The organism is Pseudomonas hamedanensis (assembly GCF_014268595.2).
GTDB classification, from domain to species: Bacteria; Pseudomonadota; Gammaproteobacteria; order Pseudomonadales; family Pseudomonadaceae; genus Aquipseudomonas; species Aquipseudomonas hamedanensis.
In genome coordinates, this window is the sequence record NZ_CP077091.1 from 5139232 (window position 1) to 5160126 (window position 20895).

The 20895-nt window shown below is 60.4% G+C and carries 16 protein-coding genes; 5 read left to right on the forward strand and 11 right to left on the reverse strand.

The features are described from left to right. The first annotated feature begins 91 nt into the window (after positions 1-91). Complete coding sequence (locus HU739_RS22490; protein ID WP_169842436.1) at positions 92-952, forward strand: MurR/RpiR family transcriptional regulator; 861 nt, start codon at positions 92-94, stop codon at positions 950-952. A 120-nt stretch (positions 953-1072) separates the two neighbouring features. Here HU739_RS22490 and HU739_RS22495 read toward each other — a convergent pair whose 3' ends face one another. From HU739_RS22495 to edd, 11 genes are all read right to left on the reverse strand, one after another. Then, positions 1073-1927, reverse strand: a complete 855-nt coding sequence (locus HU739_RS22495; RefSeq protein WP_186550616.1) for a D-hexose-6-phosphate mutarotase — start codon at positions 1925-1927, stop codon at positions 1073-1075. A gap of 308 nt (positions 1928-2235) precedes the next feature. Further along, positions 2236-3585, reverse strand: coding sequence for a carbohydrate porin (locus tag HU739_RS22500; protein ID WP_186550614.1), 1350 nt, complete (start codon positions 3583-3585; stop codon positions 2236-2238). A 227-nt stretch (positions 3586-3812) separates the two neighbouring features. Next, the gene (locus HU739_RS22505) at positions 3813-4973 is read right to left on the reverse strand and encodes an ABC transporter ATP-binding protein (RefSeq protein ID WP_186550612.1); all 1161 of its coding nucleotides are present in this window, start codon (positions 4971-4973) and stop codon (positions 3813-3815) included. Between the two features lie 2 nt (positions 4974-4975). After that, a complete protein-coding gene (locus tag HU739_RS22510; protein ID WP_126365763.1) occupies positions 4976-5821 on the reverse strand; it encodes a carbohydrate ABC transporter permease in 846 nt (281 codons plus the stop codon). After that, on the reverse strand, positions 5814-6722 hold the full coding sequence (locus HU739_RS22515) for a carbohydrate ABC transporter permease (RefSeq protein WP_186550610.1): 909 nt from the start codon (positions 6720-6722) through the stop codon (positions 5814-5816). Before HU739_RS22515 ends, HU739_RS22510 begins: the two co-directional genes overlap by 8 nt. Positions 6723-6936: 214 nt before the next feature. Next, the gene (locus HU739_RS22520) at positions 6937-8238 is read right to left on the reverse strand and encodes an ABC transporter substrate-binding protein (protein ID WP_186550608.1); all 1302 of its coding nucleotides are present in this window, start codon (positions 8236-8238) and stop codon (positions 6937-6939) included. Positions 8239-8357: 119 nt separating this feature from the next. After that, a complete protein-coding gene (locus tag HU739_RS22525; protein WP_186550606.1) occupies positions 8358-9617 on the reverse strand; it encodes a D-mannose isomerase in 1260 nt (419 codons plus the stop codon). Between the two features lie 225 nt (positions 9618-9842). After that, positions 9843-11312 (reverse strand): ATP-binding protein, encoded by a 1470-nt coding sequence (locus tag HU739_RS22530; protein ID WP_186550604.1) that lies wholly within the window; start codon positions 11310-11312, stop codon positions 9843-9845. Continuing rightward, complete coding sequence (locus HU739_RS22535; RefSeq protein WP_186550602.1) at positions 11302-12033, reverse strand: response regulator; 732 nt, start codon at positions 12031-12033, stop codon at positions 11302-11304. The genes HU739_RS22530 and HU739_RS22535 overlap by 11 nt, the downstream gene beginning before the upstream one ends. Before the next feature lie 252 nt (positions 12034-12285). Continuing rightward, positions 12286-13245 (reverse strand): glucokinase, encoded by a 960-nt coding sequence (locus HU739_RS22540; RefSeq protein WP_186550600.1) that lies wholly within the window; start codon positions 13243-13245, stop codon positions 12286-12288. Continuing rightward, positions 13242-15068, reverse strand: a complete 1827-nt coding sequence (edd, locus tag HU739_RS22545; protein WP_186550598.1) for a phosphogluconate dehydratase — start codon at positions 15066-15068, stop codon at positions 13242-13244. Before edd ends, HU739_RS22540 begins: the two co-directional genes overlap by 4 nt. A gap of 220 nt (positions 15069-15288) precedes the next feature. Between edd and gap the strand changes: the two genes are divergently transcribed. The 4 genes from gap (at position 15289) to HU739_RS22565 (ending at position 20797) form a co-directional block, all read left to right on the forward strand. Then, entirely contained in the window at positions 15289-16290 is a 1002-nt protein-coding gene (gene gap, locus HU739_RS22550; RefSeq protein ID WP_186550596.1) for a type I glyceraldehyde-3-phosphate dehydrogenase, read from the forward strand. Positions 16291-16483: 193 nt separating this feature from the next. Further along, on the forward strand, positions 16484-17002 hold the full coding sequence (locus tag HU739_RS22555) for an RNA polymerase sigma factor (protein WP_186550594.1): 519 nt from the start codon (positions 16484-16486) through the stop codon (positions 17000-17002). Between the two features lie 124 nt (positions 17003-17126). Then, positions 17127-18092: a FecR family protein gene (locus HU739_RS22560; protein WP_186550592.1), complete on the forward strand. Its 966-nt coding sequence runs from the start codon at positions 17127-17129 to the stop codon at positions 18090-18092. Between the two features lie 119 nt (positions 18093-18211). Continuing rightward, on the forward strand, positions 18212-20797 hold the full coding sequence (locus tag HU739_RS22565; RefSeq protein WP_186550590.1) for a TonB-dependent receptor: 2586 nt from the start codon (positions 18212-18214) through the stop codon (positions 20795-20797). Positions 20798-20895: the final 98 nt, after the last annotated feature.

Genomic DNA, 20895 nt, shown 5'->3' on the forward strand with positions numbered 1-20895 from the left:
ATAGGCCACCGTCACGGGCCATATCAAAGGCCCGATTTGCATAACCCCGCGCGTCCTTGCGCAGGTGAATTAGGAATGTCATATGGACCGCGTGCGAAATTTACTGGAACAGATCCAGAGTCGCCTTGAAGAGCTGAACAAGGCCGAACGCAAAGTGGCCGAAGTGATCCTGCTCAACCCGCAGCAGGCCACCCGCTTCAGCATCGCCGCCCTCGCCCAGGCGGCGTCGGTGAGCGAACCGACGGTCAACCGTTTCTGCCGCTCCTTCGGCGTCAGCGGCTATCCCGAGCTCAAGCTGCAACTGGCGCAGAGCCTGGCCAGTGGCGCGGCGTATGTCAGCCGTGCGGTCGAGGCCGACGACAACCCTGAAGCGTACACGCAGAAGATTTTCGGCAGCGCCATTGCATCGTTGGACAGTGCGTGTCAGGCACTTGATCCGAACCTGATCAGCCGCGCCGTCGACCTGTTGATTCAGGCGCGGCAGATTCACTTTTTCGGCCTCGGCGCTTCGGCCCCGGTGGCGCTGGATGCGCAGCACAAATTCTTCCGTTTCAATCTGGCCGTTACCGCCCACGCTGATGTGCTGATGCAACGAATGATCGCTTCGGTGGCGCACACCGGCGAGCTGTTCGTGATCATTTCCTACACCGGGCGTACCCGCGAGCTGGTGGAAGTGGCGCGGATTGCCCGTGAGAACGGTGCTTCGGTGCTGGGCCTGACCGCCGAGAATTCGCCGCTGGCCAAGGCCAGTACCCTGAGCCTGAACATTCCGCTGCCGGAAGACACCGACATTTATATGCCGATGACTTCGCGGATCATTCAGTTGACCGTGCTGGATGTGCTGGCAACGGGGATGACGTTGCGCCGTGGCGTGGATTTCCAGCCGCATTTGCGCAAGATCAAAGAGAGCCTGAATGCGAGCCGGTATCCGGTGGGTGACGAGTTCAATTGATCCAAAATCTCGGCTGACTGGATAATCGCCATCGCGAGCAGGCTCACTCCTACATTTGAAACGCATTCCCCCTGTAGGAGTGAGCCTGCTCGCGATGAGGCCAGCGGCAGCAACACAGAATCAGGCCGCAGCCCACGCCTGCAAACTCAAATGCGCCTTCTCCCCCGGCGCCAGATGCAGACTGTCGGTGCCGCCCGCCGCTGCTTCCACGCAGACGAACTCGGAAATCTCATCCCAACTCACCCCCAACAGCGGCCGTGACCCCGGGTGCCAGACCACCGTGTCACCACTGTCACCCGTGTCAATGCACAACTCACGCTGCCAGGCGTGGTCCTTGAGCTGCAATTCGCCGTCATGCTGAAACACCCGCTGGCAGCCGCCATCAACCCGCAACTCACCTTCCTGCTGACAAACCTGACGGTTCAACTGGTCATAGCCCTGCGCGCCTTCGAGGCCAGACAGCGCTATCTCACCAACATCGCCAATACGCCAGTAAGCGTGCAACGCCTGGCTCAACTGGCAAGGCATGTCGTCCTGATGCTCGGTGCTCAGACGTAATTCCATGCGTTCGCCCAGATGCGCGTGCAGGTCGACTTGCCAGTCGCACAGCTGCAATTGCCAATGCAGGCGCACGCCATCCTCGGCGCTGCTGCTGTCGAGCAGTTTCCAGTCGAGCAATCGTGCCCAACCGTGGGACGGCCACGCGTTTTCGCTCGGGTGGCGGCCATACCACGGCCAGCACACCGGTACGCCACCGCGAATCGCGCCGACATGCGGCCACTTCGCCGCACACCATAACCACGGCTTTTGCCCGCGCGGTTGAAAGTGCAGCAGCTGCGCGCCCTGACGACTGAACACCGCCTGACACAGCGGATGATCGATTACCAACACGTCGCGCAGCTGATAGCGCTCCCAGGCGAACACCGGTCGCTCGCGCAGGGACTTGAAGAAGCGTTGCAGCGGATGCTCATGCATTGGCTACGGTCCTGAAAATCATGGGGGTACAATTACCTTTGTGACCCTTGAATACTGTGGCGAGGGGATTTATCCCCGTTCGACTGCGAAGCAGTCGCAAACCTGGAAAACGGCCTCTCGCTGATACACCTCAGTGGATGGCTTTGGGGCCGCTTCGCAGCCCAGCGGGGATAAATCCCCTCGCCACAAAAAACTCTCCAGCCACAAAAAATCATCAAGCAACACATCTGACCTGTGTCACAAAAAAAAGCGGACAGCCAAGGCTGTCCGCAAAATGCGCACATAGAGAGGAGCTTATCGCAGACGCGTCAGAACGTAGACTGAATTTTCAGGCCAGCGACCAAAGCGTTATCGACTTCATCCACACCGCCCGGATGGGTGATGTATTGCAGGTTGGGACGCACGGTCAGCCAGTTGGTGACGTGGAAGCCGTAGTTGAGCTCGTAGTTGTATTCGGTTTCACGAATCGGCGAGAACGCGGCGTTGTCGTAGTCGGACACACCGTTGGAAGCGTTCAACAGCTCAGCGTTGCGCTTGACGTCCTTGTTGACGTGGATACGCGCCGCGCCAATGCCGATGTCATCTTTCGGACGCGCATCGAACGGACCTTTGTAGACAAACATCACCGACTGGTAGTTGTCGATGAAGTTGGTGTCCTTGTCGTGGAACGTGGCGTTGGCGGCAATGTTCAGACCGCGCGTCGCATCACCGTTGTGGGTAGTGAGTTGCTGTTGCGCGACGAACCAGTAGCCGCTTTTGCTGCTGTGGGTCTTGTAGGCATCGCCAGTGGTTGCCGCGTCGAAACCGTTGACGTCTTCGCGAACGTCATCGGCATCGGCCGTGCTCTTGTAGTAACCGACGCGGTATTCGCCCGGCAGGCTGTTGACCTTCGGCGACCAGACCAATTCAACCGGCAAAACGGTACCCTTGGTACCGCTGCCGCTGAGCTTGAAGCCGTTGCCGTGTTCCAGCTGCGACGGGTTCTGGTTGTACGCACCGATCTGCGCGTAGAGCTCGTCGTTAATGTTGTACTTCACACGGATAGCGGCCTGGCTGACCGGCCAGTTGTACCAGATGTTGGTTGCCCAGTTACCCACTTGCGAACCGCAGAACGCCAGGTTCTGGAACTCGCACGGGAAGGTGTTGAAGTCTTCGCCCTCACCGAAGTAACCGGCCTTGACGTCGAGCTTGTTGTCGAAGAACTGGTGCTGAATCCACAACTGGGTCAGACGCACCATGTGGCCACGGCCGTAGACTTCCTGCGAGGAGCTGAGGGTGCCGGCACGCGGATCGCCAACGCGGTCGTTGGAGATGTTGTAGCCGTTACGATTGGTCAGCTGGATCTTCGCCTGGGTGTTGTCCCAGCCCCACAGCTTTTGCAGGTCGAGGGCCACGCCCAGACCGAACTGGTCGGCGTAACGCGCGGTCTTGTCGTCGTTGTAGCCGCCGTTCAGGTTGGCGCCCATTTCCCCAACGTAGTCGGCCTTGATGTCGATACCCTGCTCGATCAGCCGGGTCCGCTCCCCACCCCAGTCACCGGTCATCCATTTGGAGTCGGAGCTGAACGCATCCGCCGCCATCGCATTGCCGGCCAGCACCAATGCCGCAGCAGCGGACATTTGGCAGATCAACCGGGCATTGACGTGTTTCTTTTTCATCCCTACATCCTCGTCTTTATTGTTATTAACTGTTTTTATCTAACGCGGTTTACATAAAGTGCGACGAATGACAGGCCATTCACCGCGTGCTCCTTTTTTGTAGGAGTGAACCCTGTGGCGAGGGGATTTATCCCCGTAGGGCTGCGTAGCAGACCAGCTTTTGGGGCCGCTGCGCGACCCAACGGGGATAAATCCCCTCGCCACAGGGCTCACTCCTACACTGTTCTTCAGCGGCCTTTGAATTGCGCCACATTCGCCGACCGGACTTCAGCCTGCGCCTGGCCCGCAACGCCCAGACGCTCGCCGGTATTGGCATCGAACAACAACACTTTCGACGGATCGAACTGCAGCGTCAGGCTTTCGCCCACCTGCGGTGCCACGTCCGGCGCCAGACGGCAGCAGACTTTGGTGTCGTTCAAATTGACGAACACCAGGGTGTCCGGACCCGTCGGTTCGGTGACCTGCACTTCGGCACGGATGCTCGGCAAACCATTGCCCTCGCCGTTCGCCAGACAGATCTGCTCCGGGCGCAGGCCGAGGATTACTTCGCGGTCTTCAAGCCCGGCGTCCTGCATGCTCATCGGCAACTCGCAACGCGCCTGACCGCTGTCCAGCAGCGCCAGCAGACGACCGTCCTTGCGTTGCAAACGCAGGGGGATGAAGTTCATCGGCGGCGAACCGATGAAGCTCGCCACGAACAGGTTGGCCGGGTCGTTGTAGATCTCTTTAGGCGTGCCGAACTGCTGAATGATTCCATCTTTCATCACCGCAACCTTATCGCCCAGCGTCATCGCTTCGATCTGGTCGTGGGTCACGTAAACCGTGGTGGTTTTCAGCCGCTGGTGCATCAGTTTCATTTCGGTGCGCATCTCGACGCGCAGCTTCGCGTCGAGGTTGGACAGCGGTTCGTCGAACAGATAAATCTTCGGTCGACGCGCCAGTGCACGGCCCATCGCCACCCGCTGTTGCTGTCCGCCGGAGAGCTGACCCGGTTTGCGGTTGAGCAAGTGTTCGATCTGCAGCAGCTTGGCCACGCGGGCAACTTCTTCATCGATCGAGGCCTGCGGCATCTTGCGGATCTTCAGGCCGAATTCGATGTTCTCGCGCACGCTCATGGTCGGGTACAGCGCGTAGGACTGGAACACCATGGCGATGTCACGATCCTTGGGGCTCATGCCACTGACGTCCTGATCGCCGATCATGATCGCGCCGCCGGTGATAGTTTCCAGACCGGCGATGCAGTTCATCAAGGTCGATTTGCCGCAGCCCGACGGGCCGACGAGGATCAGGAACTCACCGTCCTTGATCGACAGTTCGATGTTCTTCAGGGTGTCCGGCAAGCCGGCGCCGTAAGTCTTGTTTACATTGCGAAGTTCGAGCGTTGCCATGATTACCCCTTGACTGCGCCGGCCGTCAGCCCGCGCACGAAATACTTGCCTGCGACCACATAGACCAGCAGGGTCGGCAGGCCGGCGATCATCGCCGCTGCCATGTCCACGTTGTATTCCTTGGCACCGGTGCTGGTGTTGACCAGGTTGTTCAGCGCCACGGTGATCGGTTGCGAATCACCGCTGGAGAACACCACCCCGAACAGGAAGTCGTTCCAGATCTGGGTGAATTGCCAGATCAGGCAGACCATGATGATCGGCGTCGACATCGGCAGGATGATGCGGCGGAAAATCGTAAAGAAACCGGCGCCGTCCAGACGCGCGGCCTTGACCAGCGCATCTGGAATGCTCACGTAGTAGTTACGGAAGAACAGCGTGGTGAACGCCAGACCATAAACCACGTGAACGAACACCAGGCCGGTGGTGGTGCTCGCCAGGCCCATCTTGCCGAGGGTGAACGAGGCTGGCAGCAGCACGGTCTGGAACGGCAGGAAGCAGCCGAACAGCAACAGGCCGAAGAACAACTGCGAACCGCGAAAGCGCCACATCGACAGCACGTAGCCGTTCAACGCACCGATGGCCGTGGAGATGATCACGGCGGGCACGGTGATCTTGATCGAGTTCCAGAAGTAGCCGTCAACCGTGGCCCAGGCCTTGACCCAGCCAATGCCGCTGACCACCGTCGGCCAGCTCAGCAGGTTGCCGGTGCTGATGTCTTCGGGGGTCTTGAAGCTGGTCAGCAACATCACCACCAGCGGCACCAGATACAGAAACACAGCGAAAATCAGCACCGCGTAGATGGCGATGCGACTGAAGCTGATGGCAGGTTTGGCAGCGAGACTAGTCATTGCGCTTGGTCCTCAGCTCGGAATACAGGTAAGGCACGATGATCGCCAGGATCGCACCGAGCATCAGAATCGCACTGGCCGAGCCCATGCCCATCTGGCCGCGACTGAAGGTGAAGGAGTACATGAACATCGCTGGCAGGTCAGAGGAATAACCCGGACCACCGGCAGTCATCGCCGCGACCAGGTCGAAGCTCTTGATCGCGATGTGCGCCAGGATCATCACCGCACTGAAGAACACCGGACGCAGGCTTGGCAGCACGACTTTCCAGTAGATGCGCGGCATGCTCGCGCCATCGATTTGCGCAGCACGAATGATCGATTGATCGACGCCGCGCAGGCCGGCGAGGAACATCGCCATGATGAAGCCCGAGGCTTGCCACACGGCGGCGATCACCAGGCAGTAGACCACGCGATCCGGGTCGATCAGCCAGTCCAGACGGAAGCCTTCCCAGCCCCAGTCACGCAACAATTTGTCCAGGCCCATGCCCGGGTTGAGCAGCCATTTCCACGCGGTACCGGTGACGATCATCGAGAGCGCCATCGGGTACAGGTAAATGGTGCGGATAAAGCCTTCGCGACGGATGCGCTGGTCGAGGAACACCGCCAGCAACACACCGATCACCAGGGTAATGCCGATGAACATGCCGCCGAACACCGCGAGGTTTTTGCTTGCGACCCACCAGCGGTCGTTGTCGAACAACCGCGCGTATTGCGCCAGGCCCGCCCACTTGTAATTGGGCAGGAACGTCGACGTGGTGAACGACAGAACGAACGTCCACAGGATGTAGCCATAAAAGCCCACCAGCACGATGAACATGCTCGGCGCCAGCACCAGTTTCGGTAGCCAGCGCTGCAATGCATCGAACGGCGAGGCCTTGCTGAACACAGCAACAGAACTCATGGGGAAATCCAGAAAAGGGGTTTACGAAAGCATTCCCTTGTAGGAGTGAGCCCTGTGGCGAGGGGATTTATCCCCGTTCGGCTGCGAAGCAGTCGCAAAATCATTACACGCGGTATTTCAGACACTGCGCCGCTGCAACTTTCCGGGGCCGCTTCGCGACCCAACGGGGATAAATCCCCTCACCACAAAGGCTCACTCCTACAGGGGCCAAGCATTACTTGGCCGACTTGATCGCCGCGCCGAGTTTCTTGGCGGTGTCGGCCGGGTCGGCTTTCGGGTCGTTGATGTAGTTGGTCACGACATCAAAGAATGCGCCCTGCACGGCCAGCGTGGTCGCCATGTTGTGCGCCATGCTTGGTTGCAGGCCGCCGGACTTGGCGTCCGCGAGGAAATCCTTGGCCGCGGTCTGGGCGCAGGAGTCAAAGCCGAGCTTGTCCATGTTGTTCAACATGTCGTTGCGTACCGGAATCGAGCCTTTGTTGATGCTGAAGACTTTCTGGAAGTTTTCACCCAGCACGACTTTGGCGATGTCCTGCTGACCGGCCGCAGTGCCTGCGTCCTTCTGCTTGAACACGGCCAGCGAGTCGATGTTGTAGGTGAACGCCTTGTCAGTGCCCGGGAAGGCCACGCACTCGTAGTCCTTGCCGGCGACTTTCTTGGCGGCGGTCCATTCGGATTTGGCCCAGTCACCCATGATCTGCATGCCGGCCTTGCCGTTGATGACCTTGGCCGCTTCCAGGTTCCAGTCCTGGCCTTTGCCGTCAGCGTCCATGTAGGTCGCGACTTTCTTCAGTTCGGTCAGTGCCTTGACCATCTCAGGGCCGGTCAGCGCGCTATTGTCCAGGTCGACCAGGGCTTTCTTGTAGCCATCCACACCCATGACCGAGAGCACCACGGCTTCGAACACGGTGCTGTCCTGCCAAGGCTGACCGCCGTGAGCCAGCGGAATGAAGCCTGCCGCCTTCAGCTTGTCGCCGGCGGCGTAGAACTCTTCAAGGGTGGTTGGATTCTTGGTGATGCCGGCTTTCTTGAAGACTTCCGGGTTGATCCACAGCCAGTTCACGCGGTGGATGTTCACCGGCACGGCCACGTAATCACCGTCGTACTTCACGGTATCGGAGACTTTCTTGTCGAGCAGGCTGTCCCACTTTTCCGACTTGGCGACGTCTTCCAGCACGTCGGTGTCGAGCAGACCGGTCGATGCCCATTCCTGAATGTCCGGGCCTTTGATCTGGGCGACGCCCGGTGGATTGCCGGCCACGGCACGGCTTTTCAACACGGTCATGGCAGTCGCACCGCCACCGCCGGCGACAGCGCCGTCTTTCCAGGTGAAACCGTCTTTTTCGACTTGAGCCTTGAGCACATCGACGGCGGCTTTTTCGCCACCGGAAGTCCACCAGTGCACGACTTCGACCGAACCTTTGGATTCGGCAGCGGAGACACTGAGCGGCAGGATTGCGAGCGGGAACAGGGAGGCGACAGAAATGACAGTAGCGAGGCGAGAAATCGCATTCATTCGAGATGTACCTTTCTTGTTGTTATGCATTGCAAGTCTGGTGCTTGCGCTGCACAGGAGTTTAAACAGGGCATTTCGCTTCGCAGGTAACGAAGCGATGCGTAAATGTCACCACATGGTTACACAGGAGCAGGCCGAGACACCTGCGCCAAAGCCGTGGCCATGCTCGGCGCCAACGGTAATCGAGGGATCAGTACGGCTTGCCAGGCGTGATACAGATCGGGCTTGCCCAGCCAGATATCGGCGCTGGGCAGGTTCTGTGGACTGAGTTCGTGATGCCAGCTGCCGTCGCAGCGGTCGATGAAATGCGTCTCGCAGAATTCCCAGAACAGTCGGTACCAGGTTTCGTATTGCGCCTCGCCCGTGCGTTTGAGCAGGGCACTGGCGGCGGCACTTGCTTCGGCGTGCGTCCAGTGCAGGCGATGACGGACGACCGCCTGGTTGTCCCAGTCGAGGGTGTAGACGATGCCCGGCGCACCGTCGACATCCCAGCCGTGGCGGCAGTTGTTCTCGAACAGCTTTTGCGCATCGGTTGCCAGCCAGCCCGGTGTGAGCATGCCGGCCTGGACCCGCGCGGCTTCCAGGTGCAACAACAGCCGCGCCCACTCGAACCCGTGGCCCGGGGTGGTGCCGTAAGGGCGGAAACCATCGGCGGGATTGGCGTGGTTGTAGTCGCGCAGCGGTTGCCAGTCTCGATCGAAATGTTCGATAACCCTGTACCCGTTGGCAGCGGCGTGACCGTGGATCACTCGCTCGACGATGCGTTGCGCACGGATCAGCCAGCGCGGGTCTTCAGTGACATCGGCCAGCGCAAGGAACGCTTCGGTCGCGTGCATGTTGCTGTTGGCGCCGCGATAGGCTTCTTCTTCACTCCAGTCGCGATTGAAGAACTCGCGCATCGCGCCCTCTTCTTCGCTCCAGAAATACCTGTCGATGATGTCGATCGCATCATCAAGCAGGGCCTGTGCGCCGGGCCGTTGCGCGACCACCGCAGAGCTGGCGGCCAGCGCGACGAAGGCGTGCAGGTAGGCGTTTTTGCCGGTGTTGTCGTCACGGTGCCCGGCGGCCGCAAACCAGCCGCCGTGCAGCGCATCGCGCAACGGCCCGCGCAGGGCGGCGATGCCGTGATCGACCAGTTCGGCAAACCCCGGCAGGCCCTGAATGTGGGCCATGGCGAAACTGTGGGTCATGCGCGCGGTGTTCATGGTTTCAGCTTGGGCGTTCACCGGCAGGTGGCCGCGCTCGTCGAGATTGCCGAAGCCTTCAGGCAGCTTCGAGGCTTTGGCGAAATCCAGCAGGCGCAGGCCTTCGGCGGCGAGCCATTGCTGATGGGCAGGGGCGTTCAGCCAACTGCTGAAGCCTGGATGAAAGGTGTCCATGGAGTGGCCCTTTTTTGTTGTTATGACTGCGGGCAGTTTAAACAACGGGCCGGGCTGGGCTTGTAACGAAGGGGACGGGGTTTGTCACTGGCTTGTGACATTTGTATTGATGCATCTGACGCCTTCGCGAGCAGGCTCGCTCCCACAGGTGAACGCATTCCACCCGCCGCAACGCGGTCGAATGTGGGAGCGGGCTTGCTCGCGAAGAACGGTAACGCGGTCTGACTAATCAACACTGCGCGGCAACTGCAACGTCACCCGCAACCCGCCCTCGCGCAGATTCTGCAACGTCACCTCGCCGCCATGGCTATGGGCAATGTTGCGCGCAATCCCCAGGCCCAACCCATAGCCCTGCTGCTGCCCCGCGAGTCTGAAGTGCGGCTCGAACACCTGCTCCAGCCGCTGCTGCGGCACGCCCGGCCCTTCATCATCGACATGCAAAACAAACGCGCTGTCATCGTCATCGATGTGCAGGTGCGCGTTTTGCCCGTACTTCAAGGCGTTGTCGATCAGGTTGCCGATGCAGCGCTTGAGCGCCAGCGGCTTGCCCGGATACGCCGACAGCGCCCGCCCGTGCTGGGTGACGCGGCCATTGCCGTTGGGCGCCAGGTACGGCTCGACCAGACAATCGAGCACATGATTGAGGTCCACCGGCTCGATGTTTTCATGGATGTCGGTGTCTTTGACGCATTGCAGCGCGCCTTTGACCAACAACTCCAACTCATCGAGATCGCGGCCGAATTTGGCTTGCAGTTTTTCGTCTTCCAGCAATTCGACGCGCAGGCGCAATCGCGTGATCGGCGTGCGCAGGTCATGGGAAATCGCACTGAATAACTGGCTGCGTTCGGTCAGATAGCGGCTGATGCGCTCGCGCATGGTGTTGAACGCGCGACCCACTTCAACCACTTCGCTGCCGCCGCCCTCGGCGACCGGCTCGACGTCGGCACCCAGCGACAGGTCGCGCGCCGCCCGCGCCAGACGCTTGAGTGGCCGGCTCTGCCAATGCACCAGCAGACCGATGAACAGCAAAAGAAAACCACTGGTGAGCACGATGAACCAGACCTGCTGCGCCGGCAGGCCTTGCTCTTCGAGACTGGTGTACGGCTCGGGCAACAGCGAGGCGATGTACAGCCATTCGCCCGGGGCCATTTGAATTTGCGTGACCAGCACTGGCGGATTGACCGGTTCGAGGGTCAGCGCGTAGTGCGCCCAGGAACGCGGCAACTCGTCGAGTTTCAGCCCGGCGTTGAAAATCCGCAGGTCCTCGGGACTGACAAACGTCACCGAAATATCGGTGTCATGCCCCAGGGTCTGCCGCAGCACTTCATCCACCGCTTTCATCACCGCCGCCTTGCGCGGCGTGACCGGCAGCACTTCCATGCCCAGCGGTCGGTCATTGAGCGTCACCACGAATCGCGTGCCGCCCATGCTGCGCAACTGGTCGAGTACCAGCGGCCGATAGGCCACCGGCAGAGAGCGGAAATAGCTGACGCTGGCGGTCATCGAATGAGCGAGGCTACGGGCACTGGTGACCAGCCCCTCAAGCTGAGTGGCGCGCAGTTGCGAGACCCAGATCACGCTGGATAACGTCTGCGCGAACAGCACCGCGAGCAGCGTCAACAGCAGCATGCGACCGAGCAGCGAGCGCGGCACCGGGACCCTGGCAGCGAGTTTGCGCAGCGACTCAGTGACCATTGCCGGCAACCACATTGGCTGCCAGCTGATAACCGCTGCCACGCACGGTGCGGATCAGCCGCGGCGGTTTTTCGGTGTCGCGCAGGCGCTGGCGCAAACGGCTGACGGCCATGTCGACGATGCGGTCGAGCGGCATCAGATCGCGGCCACGGGTGGCGTTGCCGATGGTGTCACGGTCGAGGATTTGCTGCGGGTGATCAAGGAACAGTTTGAGCAAGGCGAAATCGGCGCCGGAGAGAATCACTTCCTCGCCGTCAGCGTGAAACAGCCGGTGACTGACCATGTCCAGGCGCCAGTCATCGAAGGCCAGCACTTCACTGCCGCTGCGTTCGTGAGCGAATTGCGCGCGGCGCAGCAGGGCCTTGATCCGCGCTTGCAGTTCGCGCGGGCTGAACGGTTTGCCAAGGTAATCGTCAGCGCCGAGTTCCAGACCGATCACCCGGTCGGCTTCGTCGGAACTGGCGGTGAGCATGATGATCGGCACCTGCGCCTGACGCGGATGCTGGCGCACCCAACGGCACAGGCTGAAACCGTCTTCGTCGGGCAACATGACATCGAGGATCACCAGATCGCTCGGCGCTTCGTTGAGTGCCTGGCGAAAACCGGCGCCATCGGCGGTGGCCCGCACCTGAAACCCGGCGCGGGTCAGGTAGGTTTCCAGCAACTCGCGTATTTCCTGGTCGTCATCGACCAACAATATCGACTTGTTGACTGAGCTCACTTCGAAGGCATCCTTGTTGTTGGAGTTGGGGCGGATTATGCCTTAAGGACTGATTTTACAAACACCACAAAACCACTGTGGAAAACAAACCTGTGGCGAGGGGATTTATCTGTGGTGAGGGGATTTATCCCCGATGGCCTGCGCAGCAGGCCTTAGCTTTTTGGGGCCGCTTCGCTGCCCAGCGGGGATAAATCCCCTCGCCACAGATAAATCCCCTCGCCACATAGGCTCACGCCTATAGTTGACCGTGTTTCAGGTCCGGATTGCTTGATCCAGGGCCACGCCCGCGCCGACCAGCCCGGAATACGGTGCCGTGACCAGCCACACCGGGATGCCTTTGAAGTAATCGCTCATGCAGCCCTTGTCGGCGAAGCAGCGGGCGAAACCGCTTTGGAGGAAGAAATCGGCGAACCGTGGAATGACCCCACCGACGATAAACACCCCGCCGCGTGCGCCGGTGGTCAACACGTTGTTGCCGGCCACTCGACCGAGCCAGCAGCAGAACTGCTCGAGCACTTCCAGAGCAATCGGATCACCGGCCAGACCGGCCGCTGTAATCGCTTCTGGTGTATCGAGGATCGGCTCATGCCCATCCACCGCGCAGATTGCCCGGTACAGCCGAGGCAAGCCGCTGCCGCTCAACGCGGTTTCCGCGCTGACATGGCCGATCTCGCTGTAGATGTGCTGCCACAGTTGCGTTTCCCGCGGGCTGCTCAGCGGCAGATCGACATGACCGCCCTCGCCCGGCAACGCGGCAAAGCGACCTTCGCCCAGATCGAGCAAGGTGCCGACACCCAGGCCAGTGCCCGGGCCGATGACCACGGCCGGACGCAACGGCTCCGGCGTGCCCTCACAAACGACGCGGAATTCGCCCGGCTGCAAGCGCGTCATGCCCAGCGCCATCGCCGAGAAGTCGTTGGTCAGCAACAACTGCTCGACCTGCAATGTCTTGCAGAACGCGCTGCGACTGAGTCGCCAATGATTGTTGGTGAATTTGAATTCATCGCCGCTGACCGGACCGGCCACCGACAGACACACCGAACCGATCGAACCCGGCGCCAGACCGAGCCCGCTCAGGTACAGGCCGATCGCCTCCTCCGGGGTGGCAAAGTCGGCCGTGGCCAGCACCTGGACCGATTGCAATTGCTGGTTTTGCCACAACGCGAACCGCGCGTTGGTGCCTCCGATGTCACCGACCAAAGCCAGTTTCAATTAAGCGTCTCCAGGGCAGAAGTAAAGGCGCTGGCGCCCTGCTCCGCCGAGCTGAAGGCCATGCGCATGAAGCCGAACAGTTCACGCCCGCTGCCGATGTTGTTGCCCAACAGGCCTTTGGCGGGTTCGCGCGCTGCGAATTCGGCGGCGTCGACCTTGAGTTCCAAGGTGCCTTTGACGCCATCGACGCGGATGATATCGCCCTCTTGCACGCGCGCCAAAGCGCCGCCGACATAAGCTTCGGGGCTGACGTGAATTGCCGCCGGGATTTTCCCCGAGGCGCCGGACATGCGCCCGTCCGTCACCAGCGCCACTTTGAAGCCGCGATCCTGCAGCACGCCGAGGAACGGCGTCATCTTGTGCAGCTCCGGCATACCGTTCGAACGCGGGCCCTGGAAGCGCATCACCGCAACGAAATCTTTTTCGAGCAGACCGGCCTTGAACGCATCGGCCAGGTCCTGCTGATCCTCAAACACCATCGCCGGCGCTTCGACAATCTGGTTTTCCAGGGCCACGGCAGACACTTTCATCACACCGCGACCGAGGTTGCCTTCCATCACGCGCAATCCGCCCTCTTGCGAGAACGCACGGGACACCGGACGCAAGATGTTTTCGTCGAGGCTGTCGGTCGGGCCTTCGCGCCAGACCAACTCGCCGTTATCGAGGAACGGCTCTTTGGTGTACCGGCTCAGGCCATGGCCGAGCACGGTGTTGACGTCTTCGTGCAACAGACCGGCGCCGAGCAGCTCCCGGATCAGGAACGACATGCCGCCGGCGGCCTGGAAATGGTTGATGTCAGCTTTGCCGTTCGGATAGACGTGGCTGAGGGTCGGCACGACTTCGGAGAGGTCGGCCATGTCCTGCCAGGTCAGTTGAATGCCCGCCGCCATGGCGATGGCCGGCATGTGCAGGGTGTGGTTGGTCGAGCCGCCAGTGGCGTGCAGCGCGACGATTGAATTGACCAGCGCCTTCTCGTCGACAATTTCGCCGATCGGCATGAAGTTGCCGTTCTGCTTCGTCAGGCGCGTGACCTGATGCGCGGCTTCGCGAGTCAGGGCATCACGCAGCGGCGTGTTCGGGTTGACGAAAGACGCGCCCGGCAAGTGCAAGCCCATGACTTCCATCAGCAACTGGTTGGTGTTGGCGGTGCCGTAGAACGTGCAAGTGCCCGGGCTGTGGTAGGACTTCATCTCCGATTCCAGCAGCTCTTCGCGAGTGGCCTTGCCTTCGGCGTACTTCTGACGGACGTCGGCTTTTTCCTTGTTGGAAATACCCGAGACCATCGGCCCGCCCGGCACAAAGATGGTAGGCAAGTGACCGAAACGCAGCGAGCCCATCATCAGGCCCGGGACGATCTTGTCGCAGATGCCGAGCATCAGCGCGCCGTCGAACATGTTGTGCGACAGCGCCACGGCGGTCGACATGGCGATGACTTCGCGGCTCGGCAGGCTCAGTTCCATGCCCGGTTCGCCCTGGGTTACGCCGTCGCACATTGCAGGCGTGCCGCCGGCAAACTGGCCGACCGAGCCGATTTCGCGCAGGGCGTTCTTGATTTGCTGCGGGAACACTTCGTACGGCTGGTGCGCAGAAAGCATGTCGTTATACGAAGACACAATGGCGATGTTCGCCGAGTTCATCATCCGCAGGCTGTGCTTGTCTTCGCTGCCGCACCCGGCCACGCCGTGGGCGAAGTTGGCGCATTGCAGCTTGCCGCGCATCGGCCCGTCAGTGGCGGCGCCGCGAATCAATGCAAGGTAAGCCTGACGCGTGGCGCGGCTGCGGGCGATAAGCCGTTCGGTGACCTCAAGAACGCGGGGATGCATGTGTAGAACTCCAGGCTAACGGATGTGGCGACCTGATTGTCTATGCTGGTCAAACACCGTTGTCGTTGGAATGACGGACGGTTTTTTTGACCATTCGGACCAGTTGATTCAGGTCACTCGTTGTAGATAAAACAAAATATTGCCACTAAAAAGGCTTGTTTTCTATTTTTATGCGAATAATCTTGTAATTCCAACAACAAAACGACGGCGGCGCTGTTCCATGACTCTACGAATCGCAATCAATGGTTTTGGCCGCATCGGCCGTAATGTCCTGCGCGCACTGTATACCCAAGGCTATCGTCAAGACCTGCAGATCGTCGCCATCAACGATCTGGGTGACAGTTCGATCAATGCCCATCTGCTCAAATACGACACCGTTCATGGCACCTTCGATGCCGAAGTGGCTCATGACAACGAAAGCCTGACGGTCAACGGCGACCGCATTGCAGTCAGCGCCATTCGCAACCCGGCCGAACTGCCATGGGCCGCGGAAAAGATTGATGTGGTGTTCGAATGCACCGGTCTCTTTACCGACCGCGCCAAAGCCGCCGCGCATATTGGCGCCGGCGCCCGCAAGGTGATCATCTCGGCCCCGGCCAAAGGCGCCGACGCCACTGTCGTCTACGGCGTCAACCACGACATTCTGCGCCAGTCGCACCAGATTATTTCCAACGCCTCGTGCACCACCAACTGCCTCGCGCCCGTGGCGCAAGTGCTGCACCGCGAACTGGGCATCGAAAGCGGTCTGATGACCACTATTCATGCCTACACCAACGACCAGAACCTCACCGACGTTTATCACACCGACCCGTACCGCGCGCGTTCGGCCACCCAGAACATGATCCCGAGCAAGACCGGCGCTGCCGAAGCGGTCGGCCTGGTGCTGCCGGAACTGGCCGGCAAATTGACCGGCATGGCCGTGCGCGTGCCGGTGATCAACGTGTCGCTGGTGGATTTGACGGTACAGCTCAAGCGTGAAGCCTCGGCGGACGAAGTCAACGCACTGCTGAAAGCGGCGAGCCAGCATTCGAAGATTTTGGGTTACAACACGTTGCCGCTGGTTTCCAGCGACTTCAACCACAACCCGCTGTCGTCGATTTTTGACGCCAACCACACCAAGTCCAGCGGCAAATTGCTGAAAGTGCTGGCCTGGTACGACAACGAATGGGGCTTCTCCAACCGCATGCTGGATAACTGCCTGGCGTTGTGTAACGCCGAATAAACGGGTGGCTCTTCTGTAGGAGTGAGCCTGCTCGCGATAGCTGTCTATCAGCCAATGAAAATGGTGAATGTGATACCGCTATCGCGAGCAGGCTCACTCCTACAATGGATTTGTGTTGTATTCGAAATCAGCGCTTGACCATTTGGCTGGATGATAAGCATTATCATTCGCTCAAAATGGATCAGGTCCTCCCGTGAGTCAATCGCGCTTCAACCACGTCTTCCTCGCCCAGCGCACTTCGCTGCTGCGCACGCTGGAACGGATGGTCAACAATCACAGCACCGCTGAAGACCTGTTGCAGGAGACCTACCTGCGCGTGACGCGGGCGCTGAGCGAGCGGGCCATCGATCACCTTGAACCCTTTGTCTTCCAGACCGCGCGCAATCTGGCGCTGGACCATTTGCGTGCGCGCAAGATTCATTCTCGAACCATGGTCGACGATGTTCCGCAGGACGTCGTGCACAGCATCGCCGCCCCCGCCAGCAGCGCTGAAGACGCCGCCCACGCCGAACAACTGCTGGAGCGTTTGAACGTGAGCCTCAGCCAACTCAGCGCGCGTCAGCAACAAATATTCATCCTCAGCCGCCTGCACGGGCACAGCTATCAGGAGATCGCTGAACAACTGAACGTGTCGCTGAGTACCGTGCAGAAAGAATTGAAACTGATCATGTCGATCTGCATCGGCGTCGCCGAGCGCTTGAATGGCGACTGAGGCTGTAGGGCGTTTCTGTAAGTGACAGGATCGACTGCAGTGATCATCGGGCTTTGCTACCCTTGCCCGACTTTTACGCTTCACTAAAAAAACAGCCGTGCACAGACACTGCCGAGGAACCACCGTGACGGATACCCACCGCTCGCCTTCACCGGATTCGGTGCAGGACGCTGCAAACGCAATGGACCAGGCGCTGGACTGGCTCATCGTGCTTGGTAGCCCGGACGAGGAGCAGACCCGGCAATTTCATGCCTGGCTGGCGGCCGATCCGTTGAATGCAGAGGCGTTTGCCAGGGCTCAGGCAATCTGGGACGGTCCGCAGGTCGTATTGTGTGCCCAGGCCCTCGCGGCGAAACCTTCCCGGGTCACGGCCTTCAAACGCTTGCGCGCGCACTGGAAACCCTTGGCCACCGCGGCGGTGCTGGTGCTCGGTCTGTTCAGTTTCAGCAACCTGCCGCTGCGCCTGCAAGCCGATCACCTGACCGTGGTTGGCGAGCGCCAGCGCCTGCAACTCGAAGATGGCTCGAAGGTCCTGCTCAACACCAACTCGGCGTTCTCCAGCACCATCAACGATCAGCAACGCGTGGCCCGGCTGTTTCAGGGCGAGGCGTTTTTCGAGATCGCCAGCGGGCGCAGCCAACCGCTGGAAATCGATGCCGGCCCGGTCCAGGCCAGCGTGCATGACACCGCATTTGCCGTTCGTTATCTCGACGGCGTGGCGCAGGTCAATGTGCAGCGTGGCGACGTCGATCTGCGCGCCACGCACAACGACGCCCGCGTGCGCCTGAGCGCTGGGGAAAGTATCCGCATCGGCCCCAACGGTTTCGACCGGCCGGCCAGGCTCGATGCCAACACGGACCTGGCCTGGGTACAAGGCCGACTGGTGTTTGAAAACTGCCCGCTGAATCAGGTGCTGGCCGAACTGCGCCGCTACTACCCGGGCTGGATCATCAACAACAACGAGCAACTGGCCGACGTTGCCGTCACTGGCAATTACCGCCTCGATCAGCCGCTCGACGTGGTCCGCTCCCTTGCTCACATCACCTCGGCGCGCTTACAGGAATTTCCCGCGTTGGTGATCTTGAACTAAATGAGAATTATTTTTACTCGATAGCCACCGGTAGTACGTCTCGTTATAGCCAATGCAATTGATTCGCATCACCATGCGATCAGCACCTATAAAGATTCGTGCGACACGGAGCGCTATCGATGTCCTCTCGCCTTACCCGCCAGACTGCTTCCCCTTCCCGCGTACTGTCACTATTGACCGCGGCCATGCTGATGGCCGGCAGCGCACCGCTGCTGGCTGCCACTGAACCGGCGTCGCGCAACATGGCGGATTACTCGTTCGCCATCGGCCAGCAACCGCTGGTCTCGGCGCTCAATGCCTTCACCGCCGTGACCGGCTGGCAGGTCGGCTTGCCGGCGGAACTGGGCCAGGGTGTGTCGTCGCCGGGCGTGCGCGGTTCGCTGCCGCCGGAAAAAGCCCTGGAACGGCTGTTGGTGGGGACCAACCTGAGCTTCCGCAAAATCAGCAACAACAACGTCGTGCTGGAAAAGCGCAACGCCAGCGGCACGCTGAATCTGGATCAGGTGACCATCAGCGCCACCCGTCAGCAACAGTCGGTCAGCAGCGTGCCGTCCACTGTCAGCGTGCACACTCGCGACGAGCTGGACCGCAACAACGTCAACACCATCAAGGATCTGGTGCGCTACGAGCCAGGTGTCTCCGTCGGTGGCGCCGGTCAGCGTGGCGGCATCAGCGGCTACAACATCCGCGGCATCGACGGCGACCGCATTCTGACGCAGGTCGACGGCGTGGAAATCCCCAACGGTTTCTTCAACGGCCCGTACGCCAAGAGCCAGCGCAACTACGTCGACCCGGAAATCGTCAAGCGCGTAGAGATCCTCCGTGGCCCGGCGTCGGTGCTGTACGGCAGTAACGCCATCGGTGGCGCCGTCAGTTATTACACCCTCGATGCAGACGACATCATCAAGCCCGGCAAAGACGTCGGCGCCCGTTTGAAAAGCGGTTACAGCTCTGCCGACGACAGCTGGTTGAAGTCTGCCACCGTCGCCGGACGTGCCGAACAGTTCGATGCGCTGTTGCACTACAGCCAGCGCGACGGCCATGAAACCGAATCCTACGGCAACCACAACGGTACGGGGCTTGCGCGCACCGCCGCCAACCCGGAGGACGTGCGTGCGACCAACGTGCTGGCCAAGCTCGGCTGGAACTACAACGACGATTCGCGCCTGGGCCTGACCTACGAAAAGTACAAGGATGACCGCGACACTGACCAGAAAAGCGCTTATGGCGGCCCGTACGTCAACGGCGCCCCGACGATCCCGACCAGCCTGCTGCCCGGCGGCATGTACCAGTGGCGCACCGGCAACGACACCATTACCCGCGAGCGTTTCGGCATCGAGCACCGCTTTGCCCTCGACAGCCTGCTGGTCGACAACGTCAAGTGGAGCCTCAATCACCAGATCGCCAAGACCGACCAGAGTACTGAAGAGTATTACTACCCGATGACCCGTAAAGTGCTGCGTACCCGCGATACGCTTTACGAGGAGAAGCAGTGGGTGTTCGACGCGCAACTGGACAAGGCTTTCGCCATCGGTGACACCGACCATGTGCTGACCTATGGCACCACAATCAAGCAACAGAAAGTCACCGGTTCGCGCAGTGGCGATGGCAAGTGCCTGGCCGTCGGCCGTGGCTGCACGGCGATTGGCGCGACCAGCACAGCTGATGTACTGAAGAAAGCCAGCGACTTCCCCGATCCGACCATCAACACCTACAGCCTGTTCGCCCAGGACCAGATCAGCTGGAACAACTGGACCTTCGTGCCGGGCCTGCGCTACGACTACACCCAGCTCAAGCCGCACATCACCGAGGAATTCCTCAACACCGTAAATGCCGACGGCAAAGGTACGGTCAGCGACAAGAACAAGACCTGGCACAAGGTGTCGCCGAAGTTCGGCCTGACCTACGCGCTGACGGAAAACTACACCTGGTACGGCCAGTACGCCGAAGGCTTCCGCACACCGACCGCAAAGGCGTTGTATGGCCGTTTCGAGAACACCACCACCGGCTACACCGTCGCGCCTAATTCCGACCTTGAGCCGGAGAAAAGCAAAGGCTTCGAAACCGGTCTGCGCGGCAACTTCGAGCAAGGCTCGTTCGACGTCGCGGTGTTCTATAACAAATACCGCGACTTCATTAACGAAGATGCGGTCAAGCCCGGCGACGATCAGTTGACCTTCCAGAGCAACAACATCAAACGCGCCACCATCAAGGGTGCGGAAGTCAAAGGCCGCTTGAATCTGGATGCGTTCGGCGCGCCGCAGGGCCTCTACACCCAAGGCTCGATCGCCTACGCCTACGGTCGTAACAACGACAACGGCGAGCCGATCAACAGCGTCAATCCACTCACCGGCGTCTTCGGCCTCGGTTACGACCAGGACACCTATGGCGGCCTGCTGAGCTGGACCGTGGTGAAGAAAAAGGACCGCGTCGACGACAGCAATTTCAAGTCGCCGGACGGTGTCAGCAGCCAGTTCAAGACGCCGGGCTTCGGCATTCTCGATCTGGCCGGGTATTACAAAGTCAGCGATGACGTCACCGTCAGTGGCGGGATTTACAACCTGACCGACAAGAAATACTGGCTGTGGGATGACGTGCGCGGCTACGACAGCGTTGGCGAAGCCTCGGTAACGCAACCGGCCAACCTTGATCGCCTGACTCAGCCGGGACGCAACTTCGCGATCAACCTGATCTGGGACATCTGATCCGGCCGGCCTCACTGCGCGTGTTCAGTTATTGCGCAGTGAGGTTTTTTTACGCTCCGGCGCCTGCCCGTACGTCTTGTTATCAAGCGCCTCATCTA